Raw genomic sequence first — 16,361 nt, forward strand, 5'->3', positions numbered from 1 at the left:
CCAACCGCCCAGGGCCATGTAGGCGCAGGGGAACAGTAGCAAACCAGACCATCCGATGAAGACGAAGCGATCGCGCTTGAGCCAGTCATCCACTGAGTCAAACCAGCCTCGCTCTTGTGTTCTTCCAACAGCTATGGTCATAAATTCAAAAATCCTCTTGCTTGGTGAATTAAAGGCAAGATTCCTATAAATTGGGCCGCTTGCGATCGCAACTTTAGGTGATTTACCCCTCAGCGCGCCGATCAGCGTCAGCTCAAAAATCGGGCTGATTAAGACACAAATCAACAGGTACGAGTTGCGCAGGTAACCCCATAACAATGCGGAGCGCAAGCAGAGTCGATCGTTTAGTTGAGACTAAAATCTCCAACTCTTCAGATCTGTGTTTTTAAACAGTGCAGCCAGTTCAATAGGGAACTGCTCTATGCGGTTAGCCTGAACAGAGGTTCGGTTTTCCCGCACTTAAAACATTATTACCGAAAATTTTACAAATTGACACATCATTCCTCAGAAATCTACCATTCCGCCTCCCCCGGCACCAAAAACAGTCTTCGGATACACCGACCCCAGCACAGATCAGATCCAATGGTAGAATTGGACTCTAACCCCATAGCATCTTTGAGAAATTTGGTTTCATGACCGCATCGATATCATCCCCCTCAGAGTCAGTCCTGCGGCAAACAGTGCTAGGCTCTCGCCGGATCAGCAACATCTTTTGGGCGGTTATTTCAGCCATTGGTGGCATCGGTTTTTTCCTGGCTGGCCTATCGAGCTATCTGCACAAAAACCTATTACCCGTCACGGATACGACCCAATTAGTTTTCATTCCCCAGGGGATTGCCCTCCTGTTCTATGGCGTGATTGGCAGCTTCATTGCCCTTTACCAAGGCATTATGTTTATCCTGGATGTCGGAGGGGGGTATAACGAATTCGACAAGGTAGCACAGCAAGTGACGATCTTCCGGTGGGGATTCCCTGGCAAAAATCGTCAGATCAACATCACCTATGCCCTTGATGATGTGCAAGCGATCCGCGCTGAAATTCGCGAAGGACTCAACCCCAAACGTGCCCTTTACCTGCGGGTCAAGGCCAGCCGCGATCTTCCCCTAACCCGTGTGGGCGAACCCTTAAGCCTGTCCCAATTGGAAAACCAAGGGGCTGCCTTGGCTCGCTTTTTGGATGTTCCCCTTGAAGGCCTCTAAACACTGAAAGCTGATGATGACTGTTTGGTTCAGACAACAACGGTGGGTCATGATGTGGGCGGTGCTCTTCACGGCCCTTTTCATGGTGGGGTGTAGCACCCCGACCACTACGTCGCCCTCAAGTTCAGAAACACTATCGACTGCCGCCGCCACCAGCGCCAGTGAGACGACTGCCGATTCGACCCCAGCCGAAACCGGCACAATTACAGAACAATCTAGTAATGATATGAGTGATTTACCCAGACTAAATGGCAAGGCAACGGTTGTGATGACGGTGAATGATCAACCGATCACGATCGCAATTGATGGAGACAAGGCCCCCATTACTGCGGGTAATTTTGTGGATCTCGTGCAGCGGGGGGTTTACGACAATTTGGTGTTTCACCGCGTGGTGACTCAACCCCAACCCTTTGTTGCCCAAGGCGGAGACCCCCAGGGCAAAGATCCGAATTTTCCCGCGAGCCGTTTAGGGACGGGGAGTTTTGTTGATCCGGATACCGGGAAACCCCGCTATATTCCGTTGGAAATTACCCCGGCTGGGGCATCGGAACCGACCTACAGTACGGTGCTTTCTGGTGCGACGGGGCCAGAGTTGAAGCATACCCGAGGCGCGATCGCCATGGCTCGCTCACAAATGCCGGATTCAGCCTCGGCCCAGTTCTACTTTGCCCTGGATGACCTGTCGTTTTTGGATGGGAGTTATGCTGTCTTTGGTCAAGTGACTGAGGGGATGGATGTGGTGGATGGCATTGAACAAGGCGATCGCATTCAAACCGCGACAGTGACCGAAGGCTTGGAAAACCTCCAACAACCCTAACCCGCCATGGGTGTGGTGATTACCGGCATTGGGGTATCGTCTGCGTTGGGAAATCACTGCCAAACTTGGCAACGGCTGCTGCGGGGTGAATCTGCCATTCACCCCATTCAGCCGTTTTCTGTATTGCCGCCGGCTCCCTTAGCGATGATTGGCCCGACTCCGCACCGGTTAACCGAGTTGTTGCCCCCCCTGATTGCTGATGTTGTCGCCGATGCGCAATTAGAGCTACCGCTGCCAGATTGTGGGGTGGTGGTGGGGTCGAGTCGGGGCTGTCAGGGGGATTGGGAAGCGGCAGGTGGGGCGCGATCGCAGTCCTTAAGCTGGCAAACCCACGGCCTGGATGCGGCGGCTTGGCACACCGCTGCGATGCTGCACAGTCGCGGCCCGGTGCAGGCTCCCATGGCCGCCTGTGCGACGGGGTTATGGGCGATCGCCCAAGGCTATCGCCTTATTCAGCGGGGTGAGTGCGATCGCGTCATCGTCGGAGCCGTGGAAGCCCCGATTACCCCCCTCACCCTCGCCGGGTTTGCCAAGATGGGCGCATTGGCTCAAACCGGCTGCTATCCCTTCGATCGCCACCGGGAAGGCTTGGCCCTAGGGGAAGGGGGGGCGCTGTTCTGTTTGGAATCAACGGCGATCGCTGCTGCCCGTCACGCCCCGATCTACGCCGAAATTCGCGGCATTGGCTTCACCGCCGATGCCCACCATGTCAGCGCCCCCGATCCCAGCGGTCACGGGGCACGCCAAGCGATTCACCACTGCTTACATCGGGCCCAGTTGACCCCCCACCAGATTAGCTATCTCCATGCCCACGGCACCAGCACCCACCGGAATGATCTCCAGGAAGCAGCGGTGATTGCGCAACTCTTTCCCCCCACCCTCCCGATTAGTTCAACGAAGGGGGCGACGGGTCATACGTTGGGGGCATCGGGCGCGTTGGGGGTGGCGGTTTGTGCGTTGGCGATGCGATCGCAAACCCTCCCCCCCTGCGTCGGCCTGCGAGACTCTGCCTTTCCCGCCCTCCATCTCATCCGTCAGGCCACCCCCGCCCCGATTGATCACACCCTCTGCCTTAGTTTTGGCTTCGGTGGCCAAAACGCCGCCGTGATCCTCTCGGTTCCGGAGTGATCGTCTCAATCGTTAAAAAAAGGCTAATGACCTGGAAACGGTGAAGAGACAATCAATCCAGAAATTCCGGCTCTGGTGCAGCGACGGGCATTTGAAAACGAATTTGGGTGAGGGCATCACCGGCGGCGGGTGTGGCTTCAAGGGTCATTGCCCCCGCCATATGTTGAATCAGGGTTTTGCTGAGAGTAAAGGTCATGGCCGCCGAGGGGAGAGGGGTGGGTAAGGCATAGCCTGCCGCTGCGGTGGCGAGGGGGGGTAACGGAGCTTCGAGGGAATCTGTTTCCCAAATGGTTTGGGGAGACCGAATCTGTAAGACGAAATCAACGGTTTCGGCGTGGGGTTCAAGGCTGAGGGATAACTCGCCTTCTTGCATCAGGGCGATCGCTGCACTCATCACATTCGCGATCGCCTGCACAAATTTTTTCTCATCGGCCATGATGTAGATTTCGTCATCAATGTCCGGAATCGTTAAGCCATAGCCCCGATTCGTCGCCAACAGGTGCGTCAGTCGCTCAATCCCAGCGAACACCGTTGGAATCGCCAGGGGATGAACTTCGATCCGGTTCGCGCCATAGTCGAGTTTGGACACGTAGATGATTTCATCCAATAACTTCAGGAGTTTCTGTGCTGCTTCGTGGGCTTGCCGGATAAACTCGCGCTCTTCTTCGGGATTTTCACAAAGATCCGACAAAATTAATTGATGTAACCCCATTATGCTACTGAGGGGGGCGCGGAGTTCATGGGATGTACGGGCAAGAAACCCGCCCTTGAGTTGCCCTAGATGAATGGCCTGTCCATAGGCTAGGGTCATCGTCGCTAAATCGGCAGAAAGAGACTCGATAGTCTGAAGATCATCCATGTTAATTGTGTCAGTGGCTTAAAACGATGCTACCTTGACGCAGAATCTGCCAATCGTTCTGTATCCATTTTGCAACAGTTGACGGTTGTCCACTCCCCAACGCATCAGTGGTGGGTAAAAGCTCCGGGCCCGGCACGCCGACGGCGGGAAAGGCCTCATGAATGGCCGCTAAGGTGGTCAAGGGTGGTGAACCGGATCGATTGGCGCTGGTGGTGGCGAGGGGTTGGGTTTGGCGCAGGAGGTCGAGGGCGAAATCCTGGGCAGGAATGCGGATGCCGATCGTGCCGGGCTGCTGGGGGTTCATGGCGCGGGGAACTGCATCCGTTGCAGGGAGGACGAGGGTTAAGGGGCCGGGCCAATGGTGGGCGGCGATCGCTCGCCATTGCTCCCGTTCTGCCGCCGTCCCCGCCAGATAGGGTAAAAAATCCTCCCACGCCGCCCCCAAAAGAATCAGCGGCTTATCAGCGGCTCGCTGCTTCGTGTCAAAAATTTTCTGGCCATGGTGGGGCAAGGTTGCCAAGGCGGGCACTGTATCCGTCGGAAAGGTGATCACATCCCCGGCTTGAACCCATTGCGTTAAGGTGGCGAGAGAGGAAACATACATACAGCAATTCGCACCAGAAAAATAGCTAATCCATTGTATCTAGATCGAGCAGCAGTCCCATCTAAATCCCCCAGAATCTGGTTAAATCCCCATTAGGGCAGGGTATAGGCGAGGACAAATCGCTCAATTCCGGCGAGGTCGGAATAAAGTTGAATGCGGTGATACTGCCCCTGGGCCCGGAGGAGATCCGCCACGGTGGGAGCTTGGCCCGCCATTAATTCCACCAGCCACAGTCCATCGGGTTTGAGGAACTGGGGGGCAGTGGTGATGAGATGGCGCAGGGCGGTTAAGCCGTCATCTCCCCCATCGAGGGCGAGATGGGGTTCGTGGTCGCGAACTTCGGGCTGTAATTGGGCCAGGTCGCGGCTGGGAATGTAGGGGGGATTGGATACCATGGCGGCGATGGTTCCGGCTTGATGGTGCAAGGGATGCCACCATGGGCCGTGATGCCAGGTGACGCGATCGCTCAAACCATTCAATTCGCCATTCTGACGGGCGATCGCCAAGGCCGCCGCGCTGCAATCCACCCCATGAACGATCGCCCCCGGCAACGCCTGGGCCAATCCGAGCGCGATCGCACCGCTCCCCGTGCCCAAATCCACCCAAACCCCCGTTGCTAACGGGGAAGATTGCGCCACCTGTTCACAGGCAATCTCAATCATCAGCTCCGTTTCCGGGCGGGGAATCAACACCGCCGGCCCCACCATGAGCCGCAAATGTCGCCACACCATCTGCCCCGCTAAATATTGCACCGGCACTCGCGCCTCTAGCCGTTGTTGCCACAGCCGATCCAACGCTGCCCGATCCCACTGTGTTGCGATCGCCCCCTGCCCCCGATAGGTTCCCAATCGCAAACTCAACCGATCCAAGCCAATCAACCCCTGCAACAGCCAATCCACTTCCCCCGGATCAACAGAAACAGCAGCAGCCGTTTGTTTCGCCTGCTGCTGCCAATCCCAAAGGTCTTGTCCAGTGATCATCGCCTTTTTGCTTAATTGCCAGCGTTCACCCGTTGGAGGGCTTCACTCGATGGCACCAAGAAAATTTGCTGCAAGCCCGGTTGGTTACTCCGTTCCCAATTAGCCAAGATCAGTTCAAGGGTGCTGACTTCAATCGTCACTTGATCCGAGTTCGCGGGTAACGCTGAACTTTCCCGGTAGCGTTGGGCCAAGGCATCGGCCTGTTGCTTAGAAAAATAGAAGGGGACAATCGGCTCGCCATTTTCCTGTTCCAAGGTGAGATAAACACTATTGGCCACATTGGCGGGATCGTTCACCCGCACCGCGAACAGGGGCACGCCTTGCAGTTCACGATCCGCCGGTAACAGCGTTTGGGCTAGCTCCACCTCTCGTTGATCGGGAATATAGACAAAATCCACATCATCTTCAGACACACCGCCATTTTGGGCGGCGAGCATCCGTTGACGCTCAATGGTGTAGATTTCCTTCATCGATACCGGAATCACCTGCACCTCGCCGTTGAAATTACCATTACCGGCTAGAACCCGTTGGCGAAAGGCATCCGCATCATTCGGATCGATAAAGACCCCGGCAAACAGTTGATTTTCCACACGGGCGACGAGGGGCGCACCATTTTCATCAGTGACAGTAAACACCGGAATCGCTTCGAGGCGCTCTTCAATTTCAGCCGGGGTCAAGGCTAAAGCCGGTGCGATCGCAGACAGGAGGGTCGAACCCACCAACCCCATTGACATAACCCAGCGCATCAATCTTTTGTTCATGGAAATCCTCTTCATTCTTCTTAGCTTCAGGACGAAATAAAATTCAGTAACGTGATATTTACAGTAAAGAATTGCTTGCGATCGTACCCTTTTCCTGTGTCAGTTTCCTGCCCGTCCATCTCAGATAGATCATGCAACCTGCAAAACTAAACACATTATTTCAGCATCACGATCCCATCAGCAACGACCCACCCAAATCATCAAAATAAGGCAGCATTGCCTTCATCTACTCAGACCTACCCCCCCTCAGAATGTTCCGTCTCCCCCCTGCCAGAATCAACCCGAACCCCTCAAAAGGACAGCAGAATCGATCCCCAACTCAGCAGTTCCCATTCAATATTAAAAATCGGGATGACAGGATTTGAACCTGCGACATCCTGCTCCCAAAGCAGGCGCGCTACCAAGCTGCGCTACATCCCGTAATCATTTCACTCTAACGTGAACAGTATAGCGAATCACCTTCAACCTTGCCTAGCAACTTCCCACCTCTACCGTTAATCCGGATACCAAAACATCCCCTTAATCCCCTCCGGATCGAGAATGAAGCCCAAGCGACGATAAAAATCCACCACATGGGGATCAGCAAACAGCGTAATATTACTGATATCCTCACCCCGCAGTTTCTTAAGGGTATAGCGCATCAGCGCCTTCCCTAACCCCCGACTCTGATAGTCCGGATGCACCACCACATCCCAAATCGTGGCATTAAAGGCATGGTCAGAGGTCGCCCGTGCAAAACCAATTAAACGCCGCTTGGCCCCGCGCTGCTCCCACATCGACACCACCAAAAAGCTATTCTGAATCGCCTTTTTGACCTTCCGTAGGGGGCGACGAGACCATCCCACCGCATCACACAACTCTTCCAACTCGTACAAATCAAGTTCACGCTCAGTGCTGAACACAACCCGCGACTCTTGAGGAATAACCCCCACAGCCTCAACAGGATTAGGACGTTGAGGCGTCGCAACAGAATCTGACTGGCTAAATAAACTTTTCCAAAAACCCATGCCAATGTGGCAGATTGATCAATGCCTAATTGTACGATTTATTCGTCGTGGTCTTACCTCGTTCAGCCTGTGCAGCTTGATTTTAGGAGAATCACGCAGCACATTCTGTTTCACAGACATCAACACCGTCAATGTTTTGGTGATGATCTGGATTTGGACAGGACGCAATAGGCAAGATGATAGCATAATTGACAGACTCTCGACACTTATACTGAGCCTAGAGTCTGAGCTTCTCCATCCCGGTGCTGAGACTGGGCATTTTAGCGGCCCCAATGTCCCGGCTGTGCCCCCGAAATTCCGGACTCCGTCGATGGTGTTGTTTAGACTAGACTGATGCTATTGAGATGATGAACGTGTCTGGAATCCTCATCATGTTCCCTTTACGGCGATCGAGACGACTATGGCGGCGGGTTTAAAACCATCCACTCTCAGCCTTCTAAAACGATTCAACCAAGCGTTTCCGCAGTTTTACGAACAATTCGTAAGCAGTGAAATTCAACTGCAAAATCTACGACTCGCCTACCGTCTCTACCGGAACAAGCTGGCCATTATTGAAGTGCGCCCTGAGGGTTCTAAAAGTGCTCTCCACTTTGCCTATCGTAACCAGTCTTTCCTCCTGAGTGATATTTTCGGCGTTTTAGCGGCCTATGGATTAACAATTCACAGCCTGAATCTGTACGGCCAGATTAAGCCGCCTATGTTGGTGTTCATTAAGCTCGTGGTGTCACGGGGGAATAAGGCCCTGTCCGATAAGACGGCGGATAATGTCTGTCGTGCGATTCGGGAGGCGTTAGCGGGCCGGTTTGAAGTGGAAGAAATGTTGGCGGTGGAGTTTAATCTGGATGCGGGGCTAGAGCAGGTGGAGACGGAGTTTTATGTTGATCCGGTGTTTCACTTGCCCGCGTTGCTGATTGAGGCGGATAACCAGCCGGGTTTGTTCTATAAGGTGATGTATGCCATTTGGCAAGAGGATTTGCTGGTGGTGAATGCAAATTTGTTGGTGTGGCGGGGGCGAACTCGCTTGATTTTGTATTTGCTGGGCCCCAATGAGAGTTTGATTCCGGAATATCTGGGGCAAAAGATTGCCGAGAGTGTGCGACAGCGATTGCTTGGAGAGTAGCAGGTTTCTAGACTCGGGGGAAGCCTTCGGGCTAGGATATCGCTATGGAAACCATTGAGCTTTTTGGGGTTTCGCATACCTACGAATTTACCCCTGCATCGAATCCAAATCGGCCAGTTTTGGTGTTTATCCATGGCTGGTTGTTGAGTTGCGAATATTGGCGGCCCTTGGTGGAGGAGTTGTCGGGGGATTATGCTTGTTTGCTGTACGATTTGCGGGGGTTTGGTCGGTCGGCGGGGCGGGGTTCGGTCGGTTCAGAGTCTGGGGAGCAACCGGCGTATACGCTCCAGGCCTATGCTCGTGATTTGATGGCGTTGTTGGATCATCTTGAGCTGCGGGAGGTGTGGTGTATTGGTCATTCGTTGGGGGGCAGTATTGCGCTGTGGGGGGCGAAGTGTGATGCGCAGCGGGTGCGGGGGGTGATTTGCCTCAATTCGGGGGGGGGAATTTTTTTAAAGGAGGAGTTTGAGCGGTTTCGTCAGGCGGGGCAGCAGATTGTGAAGTATCGGGCGCGGTGGCTGACCTGTGTGCCGGGGTTGGATTGGGTGTTTGCGCGGATGATGGTGGCGCGATCGCTCCAACGCCATTGGGGACGACAGCGGCTGTTAGATTTTGTCCGGGCCGATCGCGCTGCGGCGCTGGGGGCTTTGCTCGAAACCACCACGGAAACGGAGGTGCATCGTCTTCCCCAATTGGTGGCTCGATTGTCCCAACCGGTGTATTTTCTGGCCGGACAGCAAGATCAAGTGATGGAGCTACAGTATGTCCGCCATTTGGCGAGTTTTCATGGGTGTTTTCAACAGCAGCGGGACAATGTGATTGAAATTCCCGATTGTGGGCATCTGTCGATGGTGGAGCAAACCCCGATTGTTTATCGGCATATTCTCGATATTTTGATGCGCCATCATGGGGATGCCGGTGCTCCCCCGGCGGCCATTTCCGATCCGGCGATCGCCTGTGAAGAATGATGCGATCGGGGGCAACAGAAGGGCGAGAGTGTGGCACAATGGCCGCTATACGGGCTGTCGTCTAGCTGCGCTGTAACACCAACTCCGTCGCGTCAATTCATGGATATTCGAGTGCAATCCCCTAACGATGGAATGCTCTGACTGTGGACAATCACGATTCAGACATTCCTGAAACTGGCCATAGGATTGTGAGGGTTTACCATCGTTCTACGTTAAACTGCCTAGCAATGTATGATGTCCGGTACAGACGGAATGGCTGCTGTGTTGCCATTGCCATGATTCATAAACAAAAGCTCAACATACAGAAATTGCTTGGGAGAGGTCACCTATGCTACACCGCAAGATTTATCAATTGTGTGCAGATGGTCGAGAAGTTAGTGTGTTCTTGCGGGATCAACAACGATGGATCGAACCGGCTCACATTGTCGATATTGAAGGCGATCTGGTGACGATTCGGTATGAAACAGATGAAGACGAGGAAGTCAGTTCCTGGGAAGAGATGGTGCGCCTTGAAAGTATTGGTGCCATTTCCCAGAAGCTAGCCTCTGTCCCTCGGGGCAATACCGAGATTCTCGTTTCTGATGATTGCCATGAAGCGGAACAGATCCACCCTAATTCTAAAGAAGGGCATGACAAAACATCGGGATAAGACGCTGGCATATCCCCATGGCTTTGCTGGGGGTTTAGCGATCGCAATCCCGATTTTTCCCTCATTCTCGATTCTAGACCTCTGATCACGACATGCGGAAAACGGCATTAATTACCGGCCTTACCGGTCAAGATGGTTCCTACTTGGCCGAGTTTTTGCTGGCTCAGGATTACAAGGTGTTCGGCCTCGTGCGGCGTTCGAGTTCGAGCAACCTCCAACGGATTAGCCACCTCCTCAGTGCGGTGGATATTTTGCCGGGGGATTTGCTCGATCAGCCGTCCTTGATGGATGCGATCGATGCGTCCCAACCCGATGAAATCTATAACCTCGCCTCCCAAAGCTATGTCCCCCTGTCTTGGACTCAGCCGTCCCTCACCGCTGAATACACCGGCCTAGGGGTGGCGCGGTTACTCGATTCCATTCGGCGCTGTAAACCCGATGCCCGCTTTTACCAAGCCTCCAGCAGTGAAGTCTTTGGCCAGCCCGCCGAATCCCCTCAAACCGAAGAAACCGCCTTTCGCCCCCGCAACCCCTACGGAACGGCCAAAACCTACGCCCACTGGCTGACGGTTAATTACCGCCAACATTACAACCTCTACACCTGTTGCGGCATCACCTACACCCACGAATCCCCCCGCCGAGGCTCGGAATTTGTGTTTCGCAAAATTACCCAAGGAGCCGCCAAGATTAAACTCGGCCTCGCGGATTCGTTACAACTGGGAAATTTAGATGCGCGGCGGGATTGGTGCTATGCCCCCGATGCGGTGCAGGCGATGTGGTTGATGATGCAACAAGATGAGCCGGATGATTATATTATCGGCAGCGGCACGACCCATTCCGTGCGGGATTTGGTGGCTTGTGCCTTTGACGCTGTGGGCCTCAATTGGGAGCAGTATGTATCGGTTGATCCGGCGTTTTATCGCCCCGATGAGCCGGTGCAGTTGGTGGGCTGTATTGACAAAATCCGCCAAAAACTAAACTGGCAACCGGAGCATTCGTTTAATCGCCTTGTGGAAGTGATGGTAAAGCATGATCTGGAGTTGTTGCAAACCTGATCGAAACAAAGCATGTTGTATTTAACGTATTTAGATGTCAATAGTTGGTTGATTGAGTGGGCCGAGTTGCGGATTTTGGTTGATCCGTGGTTTGTGGGGCCGTTGGTGTTTGGCAATGCGCCCTGGTTTTTTAAGACGGAACGGCGATCGCCCCGCCCCATCCCGGAGCATATTGACCTAATTTTGCTCTCCCAAGGCATTGAAGATCATGCCCATCCGCCGACGTTGGCACAGTGCGATCGCGCCATTCCCGTGATCGCATCTCCGACAGCGGCTCAGGTCGTGGCAAAGCTGGGCTACTCGACGATCACCGCCTTAAAACCGGGGGAAACCTGGCAGGGCGATCGCCTCCAGATCCAAGCCGTCCCCGGTGCAGCCCTCGGCCCCATGGTGACGGAAAACGGCTACGTGATCACGAACCCCGCCACCCAGCAGCGACTCTACTACGAACCCCACGGGATGCATTCTGCAACTGTGCAAGACAGCGGCCCGATTGATGTGGTGATTACGCCATTGATCGATTTGAAACTGCCGCTCCTGGGTGCATTCATTCAAGGTGCGAGCACGGCGCTGCCCCTGGCGCAGGCGGTCACACCCCAATTCATTCTCCCCACAGCCGCCGGGGGGGATGTGGTAGCTACGGGATTCCTGACCAACATTTTGCAAAGCAACGGCACGATCGCAGCCTTCCAAGCCGCCCTCCAAGCCCACAACCTCACCACCCAAGTGCTTGAACCGACACCGGGCGATCGCACCCCCATCCCCCTCTCTTCCCAGGTGGCATCCCCATGAGAGGGCGTGTGGTGGGCGTGATGGGGCCAGGGGCAGGGGCGACGGCGGCGGATTGTGAACTGGCCGGGGCCTTGGGGCGGGCGATCGCGTCTGAGGGCTGGGCGGTGTTAACGGGGGGGCGACCCAGTGGTGTGATGGCGGCGGTGAATCGGGGGGCAAAGCAGGCCGGGGGCCTGACGATTGGCATTTTGCCGGGGCGCGATCGCACCCTCGCCGACCCCAATGTTGAGGTGGTGATTAATACCGATCTGGGCTATGGGCGCAATAACATTAATGTTTTATCGTCCGATGCGATCGTTGCCTGTGGGATGGGGTTGGGGACAGCCTCGGAAGTGGCGTTAGCCCTGAAAAATGGTAAATCGGTGATTCTGTTGGGGTGTAATCCTACAGCGATCGCCTTCTTTCAACAATATGGCGGGGTGCAACTGAAAATCGCTGCGACCGTAGACGATGCGATCCGGGAACTCCAGACCCTGCTGATGCCCCCTCAAGATCCTCCCGATTCTTCTCCCTAGTGCAGCATCGTGGCTGAAAATATCTGAAGATTTTGGCGGTTGGCGGAAACGCTTCCAGAGCTTAGGCCGGTAGTGGGGCGGTTTCGGGCAAATAATGATAGTCCCGCAGCATGTCCACCAGTTGCACCGTGGGTTCCAGGAGACAGGTGTGGCCACTGTCGGGCAGGATGTGGGCTTGGGCTTGGGGGATGAGGGTGGCGAGACGTTGGGCTTCTTGGGCAGAGGGGAGGAGGCGATCGCGCCCCGCACCAATGGCCAAGGTCGGGGTTTGAATGGTCTGGAGTTGCGCCGCGCTCAGGTCAAACTCGCTCAGTAACGTCACCCGCCACGCTGCCCCGCCGGGGGTTGCCGCCTGCATCGCTGCGATCAAATCATGACGGTTATAGTCCGGCACACGATGCTCTGTAATTAAAAACGGCAACAGCCCCAAAGTTGCCACATGGTAAAGCGCCGTCGGGAAATGGCGCAACAGTTCCATAGCCCAGGACGTGCCTAGGGGGGATTGAAACGCCGTTGCCGCATTGATGAGAATGAGGCGATCGCACAATTGCGGCTCTTGCACCACCATCTGCAACCCCAAACAGGCCCCAAACGACTCCCCGCACAGATACACCGATCGCCCCGCCCGCACCGTCTCAACTTGAGCCGTCACCACCGCTGCTAAATCTGGCCAAGGGGTGCGATCCTCTGCGTCAATCCGCAGACAATAGGGATCAAAATAAGGACGCAATCCGGCCAGTTGACTTTTGTAGAGCGATCCCGTGCCGTCCATGCCCGGCAGGATGATCAACAGGGGGGCATCGGGTTGGGGGGGGAGGGGACGTAGAAGCTGGATAGTCTCGGAAAGGGGCATGGGTTCAGGATCAACAACGGGGCAGGGTCACGCATAACTATCATGCAACAGTTGGGCGATTTCTGCATGACAGGTGTGGGTGAGGGTTTTCGCGAGGCGGACTCCGGCGCGACCGTGGTACTGTTGGCGGGTTTCGGGGGTGATCCAAAGGGGGCGGCCAACGGTGATTTTGACCTGCTGATACTGTACCGAGGGATGCCAACCGGGACGATCAAAGAGGGGTTCGTTGGGGGCGAAAACGTGAAAGATGGAGAAGGGGGCAAAGCGGGGGTTGCAGGTTTCGCGCAGGGATGCGATCGCGATCGGCAGCACCGCCAGGGGGACGGGGGCTTGATAGGCCAGATGGGCAAAGCCGCGATGAAACCCCTGCATCTCTTCGGGTGGGGTGAGGTTCACCATCGGCTCGCCCCCTTCGGGAAAGAGTCCCACCACTTGCCCCGCTTGGAGGAAGGCGATCGCTTGCTGACGAAACTGGGGCGGATTGGTCTGGGGGGCATCAAGGGGAAAGGCTCCGTAGGCCGCCACGAGGTCTTTAAACAGGGGCACTTGGCTCATGTAGTGATGACAGGCAAACCGCACCGGACGGGCGATCGCCGCCATGATCAACGGCGCATCGAGCAAACTGCGATGGTTACTGATCACCAAGACTGGCCCCGTCCGAGGACAGCGATCGCCGTGCTTCACCTCCAACGCAATCCCCCAGCCACGGAGGAGGCCCTGGGAAAGCAATAGGGGAAAATCGGCAAACAGACGGTGATCCATCGGTGATCCATGCAGCGGCAAATTCTAATTCTCTCCATGCTACTGCTGGATGAGCGAGAGCAATTCATCGGTGGAAATTTTGCCGCTGAAATCAGCACCGGCCAGCAAACTATCGGCCAAGTCGCGCTTGGTTTGGTGGAGGGCGACAATTTTGTCTTCAATGGTGCCTTGGGCGACGAGGCGATAGATCGTAACCGGACGTTGTTGCCCGATGCGGTGGGCGCGATCGCTGGCTTGATCTTCCACCGCCGGATTCCACCAGGGGTCCATGTGGATCACAAAATCAGCCGCCGTTAAATTCAGCCCCGTCCCCCCCGCTTTGAGGCTAATTAAAAACACATCGCCTTCGCCATCCTGGAACGCATCGACTCGCTGTTTGCGTTGCTTGGCGGGGGTGCTGCCGTCGAGATATTGATAAGCGATGTTTTGGCGATCGAGATAGTCCCGAAGAATGGTGAGATGATCGACGAATTGACTAAACACCAGCACCTTATGATCGTTGTCGAGTAATTCAGCTAAGGTTTCGCCAAACTGCTTGAGCTTGGCACTGGGGATGCCCAATTCGGGGCGTACTAATTTGGGATGACAACAGGCCCGCCGCAAGCGCATAATTTCCGCCAACACTTGCAAATGTTTTTGACCCGCTGGTGCATCACTGTCGGTGAGTTTATCGATCGCATCGCGGCGCAGGGCTTCATAAAAGGCCATTTCCTCGGTACTGAGTTCTACTTGTAAGGTGACTTCTGTGCGGGAGGGCAATTCTTTGAGGACTGTATCTTTGGTGCGTCGTAAAATAAACGGCTGAATTAAACGCCGCAATGTATTGCGTGCATCTTCATTTTGATCCCGTTCAATGGGATAGGCAAACCGCTGATTAAAACTCTCAAGGGAGCCTAATAAACCAGGATTGATAAAGCGAAATAGGTTCCACAATTCACCTAAGTGATTCTCAATCGGTGTGCCGGTGGTAATGATCTTGAAGTTTCCCTGCAACGCCATCGCCGCTTGCGAACGTTTTGTGTCTTGATTTTTGATCGCTTGGGCTTCATCTAAGACAATGGTTTCCCACTGAATCTGAGCGAGCATTTTAGCCACTTCATCCTGTTGGAGTAAGCCATAACTGCACACGAGGAGATCGCAGGGTTCAAGGCTGTCGAGCATCTGTTGTCGATCGCCACTGCCGAAGACTTTTACCTGTAACCGGGGGGCAAATTTTTCTACTTCACTAATCCAGTTCATACAGACCGACGTGGGCGCGATCGCTAAGGTGGGCCCCGCCTCGCAGCGCGTCAGGATGACTGCGATCGCTTGCAGCGTTTTCCCCAAGCCCATATCATCGGCCAGACAGGCCCCCACACCCCACGCCGCCAGCCGTGCCAACCAGGTAAACCCGTCCAGTTGGTAATCTCGCAAGGTGGCGTTTAAATCCTCCGGGACTTGGGGTTCAAGGCGTTGCGCGGCTTTGATGTGCTGAATATGTTGTTTCCAGGCCTGATCGACTTTTAGCTGCTCGACATCGTCCACCATGCCATCAAGGGCCAAGGCCGCCAAACCATTAATTCGCAGGTCTTTCCCCTTGGGTTCAGCCAAACGCTTGAGCATTTCTAAGCGTTTGCGAAATTCCTCGGTGAGGGCTAAAAACTGCCCATCGGAAAGCTGGACAAACTCACCAGGGGACTCGTCTAACAATGCCATCAGTTGCTGCATCGTTAACACTTGGGAGTCGCTGATTTGCACCTCACCACTGGTCGCAAACCAATCGTTTTTTTGACGAATATTAAATTTAAAATCTCCCAAGCCAAGCTGACGCGAGACGCGGAATTTTTCACCTTCGGGCCATTCGATGCTGACGCGATCGCCCAAGGCTTGCAATTGCACCAATAAGGCTAAACAATCGATCGGTTCTTCAATGATCCATTCGCCTTTTTTGGCTTTGTATTGTTGCAAAATTGGGCAAGCCTTTTTGACAGCCGTAGCTTGCTTTTTTTCGGCACTTAAATCCCGCCGGGTTTGTAACCGTTTGCCCTCAATTTCAGCGATCACCGTTGTTCCACCTTGACCCGGTTTATAGTAGGAACCGCCATCGGCAAAGGGACGCACCAATAGAGACACTTTTAACCCCTCTCCCGCCGGTAACAAATGGACATGCGGAGGGTGCATCCCAGTTATGCAATGAGTATAAATGCTCAGGAGAGAAGCAAGCTAAAATCGGCATCATGGAATCAGAACCCGAAACACAACCTAATGGATACCCAAACCCAAGCCGAGCTTAAAGCCCACGCCGAAGCTATC

At 54.6% G+C, this 16,361-nt stretch carries 16 protein-coding genes, 1 tRNA gene and 2 pseudogenes; 9 read left to right on the forward strand and 10 right to left on the reverse strand.

From position 1 onward, the window contains the following. Positions 1 to 330: pseudogene (locus PN477_RS10235) on the reverse strand (hypothetical protein); the annotation flags it as partial. A gap of 302 nt (positions 331 to 632) precedes the next feature. Between PN477_RS10235 and PN477_RS10240 the strand changes: the two are divergent. Genes PN477_RS10240 through PN477_RS10250 form a run of 3 tightly spaced genes read left to right on the forward strand, consistent with a single transcriptional unit; the run spans position 633 to position 3,144 of the window. Further along, a complete protein-coding gene (locus PN477_RS10240) occupies positions 633 to 1,199 on the forward strand; it encodes a photosystem I assembly protein Ycf4 (protein ID WP_272117540.1) in 567 nt (188 codons plus the stop codon). 16 nt (positions 1,200 to 1,215) lie between these two features. After that, positions 1,216 to 2,016 (forward strand): peptidylprolyl isomerase, encoded by an 801-nt coding sequence (locus tag PN477_RS10245; protein WP_417158791.1) that lies wholly within the window; start codon positions 1,216 to 1,218, stop codon positions 2,014 to 2,016. Positions 2,017 to 2,022: 6 nt separating this feature from the next. Then, positions 2,023 to 3,144, forward strand: coding sequence for a beta-ketoacyl-ACP synthase (locus tag PN477_RS10250; RefSeq protein WP_272117536.1), 1,122 nt, complete (start codon positions 2,023 to 2,025; stop codon positions 3,142 to 3,144). Positions 3,145 to 3,196: 52 nt separating this feature from the next. On the opposite strand, the gene PN477_RS10255 is transcribed toward PN477_RS10250, so the two are convergent. The 6 genes from PN477_RS10255 to PN477_RS10280 form a co-directional block, all read right to left on the reverse strand. Further along, positions 3,197 to 4,003 carry a sensor histidine kinase gene (locus PN477_RS10255; RefSeq protein WP_272117535.1) on the reverse strand — a complete coding sequence of 269 codons (807 nt, stop codon included), beginning with the start codon at positions 4,001 to 4,003 and terminating at the stop codon, positions 3,197 to 3,199. Between the two features lie 10 nt (positions 4,004 to 4,013). Next, on the reverse strand, positions 4,014 to 4,607 hold the full coding sequence (locus tag PN477_RS10260) for an L-threonylcarbamoyladenylate synthase (protein WP_272117533.1): 594 nt from the start codon (positions 4,605 to 4,607) through the stop codon (positions 4,014 to 4,016). A 92-nt stretch (positions 4,608 to 4,699) separates the two neighbouring features. Next, positions 4,700 to 5,587 carry a peptide chain release factor N(5)-glutamine methyltransferase gene (gene prmC / locus PN477_RS10265; RefSeq protein ID WP_272117531.1) on the reverse strand — a complete coding sequence of 296 codons (888 nt, stop codon included), beginning with the start codon at positions 5,585 to 5,587 and terminating at the stop codon, positions 4,700 to 4,702. Between the two features lie 11 nt (positions 5,588 to 5,598). Next, the gene (locus tag PN477_RS10270; protein WP_272147250.1) at positions 5,599 to 6,321 is read right to left on the reverse strand and encodes a Tic22 family protein; all 723 of its coding nucleotides are present in this window, start codon (positions 6,319 to 6,321) and stop codon (positions 5,599 to 5,601) included. Positions 6,322 to 6,694: 373 nt separating this feature from the next. Then, positions 6,695 to 6,768 (reverse strand) — tRNA-Pro (locus PN477_RS10275). A 74-nt stretch (positions 6,769 to 6,842) separates the two neighbouring features. Next, the gene (locus PN477_RS10280; RefSeq protein ID WP_417158790.1) at positions 6,843 to 7,355 is read right to left on the reverse strand and encodes a GNAT family N-acetyltransferase; all 513 of its coding nucleotides are present in this window, start codon (positions 7,353 to 7,355) and stop codon (positions 6,843 to 6,845) included. 400 nt (positions 7,356 to 7,755) lie between these two features. Here PN477_RS10280 and PN477_RS10285 point away from each other — a divergent pair, with 400 nt between their 5' ends. From PN477_RS10285 to PN477_RS10310, 6 genes are all read left to right on the forward strand, one after another. Then, the gene (locus PN477_RS10285; protein WP_072621318.1) at positions 7,756 to 8,475 is read left to right on the forward strand and encodes a hypothetical protein; all 720 of its coding nucleotides are present in this window, start codon (positions 7,756 to 7,758) and stop codon (positions 8,473 to 8,475) included. Between the two features lie 44 nt (positions 8,476 to 8,519). After that, positions 8,520 to 9,443 (forward strand): alpha/beta fold hydrolase, encoded by a 924-nt coding sequence (locus tag PN477_RS10290; protein ID WP_272117525.1) that lies wholly within the window; start codon positions 8,520 to 8,522, stop codon positions 9,441 to 9,443. A gap of 328 nt (positions 9,444 to 9,771) precedes the next feature. Then, positions 9,772 to 10,092, forward strand: coding sequence for a DUF6679 family protein (locus PN477_RS10295; RefSeq protein ID WP_272117523.1), 321 nt, complete (start codon positions 9,772 to 9,774; stop codon positions 10,090 to 10,092). A gap of 92 nt (positions 10,093 to 10,184) precedes the next feature. Beyond that, on the forward strand, positions 10,185 to 11,147 hold the full coding sequence (locus PN477_RS10300) for a GDP-mannose 4,6-dehydratase (protein ID WP_272117521.1): 963 nt from the start codon (positions 10,185 to 10,187) through the stop codon (positions 11,145 to 11,147). 12 nt (positions 11,148 to 11,159) lie between these two features. Then, positions 11,160 to 11,939 carry an MBL fold metallo-hydrolase gene (locus tag PN477_RS10305; RefSeq protein ID WP_272117520.1) on the forward strand — a complete coding sequence of 260 codons (780 nt, stop codon included), beginning with the start codon at positions 11,160 to 11,162 and terminating at the stop codon, positions 11,937 to 11,939. Further along, complete coding sequence (locus PN477_RS10310) at positions 11,936 to 12,454, forward strand: SLOG cluster 4 domain-containing protein (RefSeq protein WP_272117518.1); 519 nt, start codon at positions 11,936 to 11,938, stop codon at positions 12,452 to 12,454. The genes PN477_RS10305 and PN477_RS10310 overlap by 4 nt, the downstream gene beginning before the upstream one ends. Positions 12,455 to 12,515: 61 nt before the next feature. Here PN477_RS10310 and PN477_RS10315 read toward each other — a convergent pair whose 3' ends face one another. From PN477_RS10315 to PN477_RS10325, 3 genes and pseudogenes are all read right to left on the reverse strand, one after another. Then, positions 12,516 to 13,307, reverse strand: a complete 792-nt coding sequence (locus tag PN477_RS10315) for an alpha/beta fold hydrolase (RefSeq protein ID WP_272117516.1) — start codon at positions 13,305 to 13,307, stop codon at positions 12,516 to 12,518. A 27-nt stretch (positions 13,308 to 13,334) separates the two neighbouring features. Beyond that, a complete protein-coding gene (locus PN477_RS10320; protein WP_272117514.1) occupies positions 13,335 to 14,069 on the reverse strand; it encodes a lysophospholipid acyltransferase family protein in 735 nt (244 codons plus the stop codon). Between the two features lie 39 nt (positions 14,070 to 14,108). Beyond that, a pseudogene (locus PN477_RS10325) lies at positions 14,109 to 16,220 on the reverse strand (DEAD/DEAH box helicase); the annotation flags it as partial. Positions 16,221 to 16,361: the final 141 nt, after the last annotated feature.

Origin of the sequence: Spirulina subsalsa CS-330, from assembly GCF_028330765.1 — a bacterium.
GTDB lineage: Bacteria > Cyanobacteriota > Cyanobacteriia > Cyanobacteriales > Spirulinaceae > Spirulina > Spirulina subsalsa_A.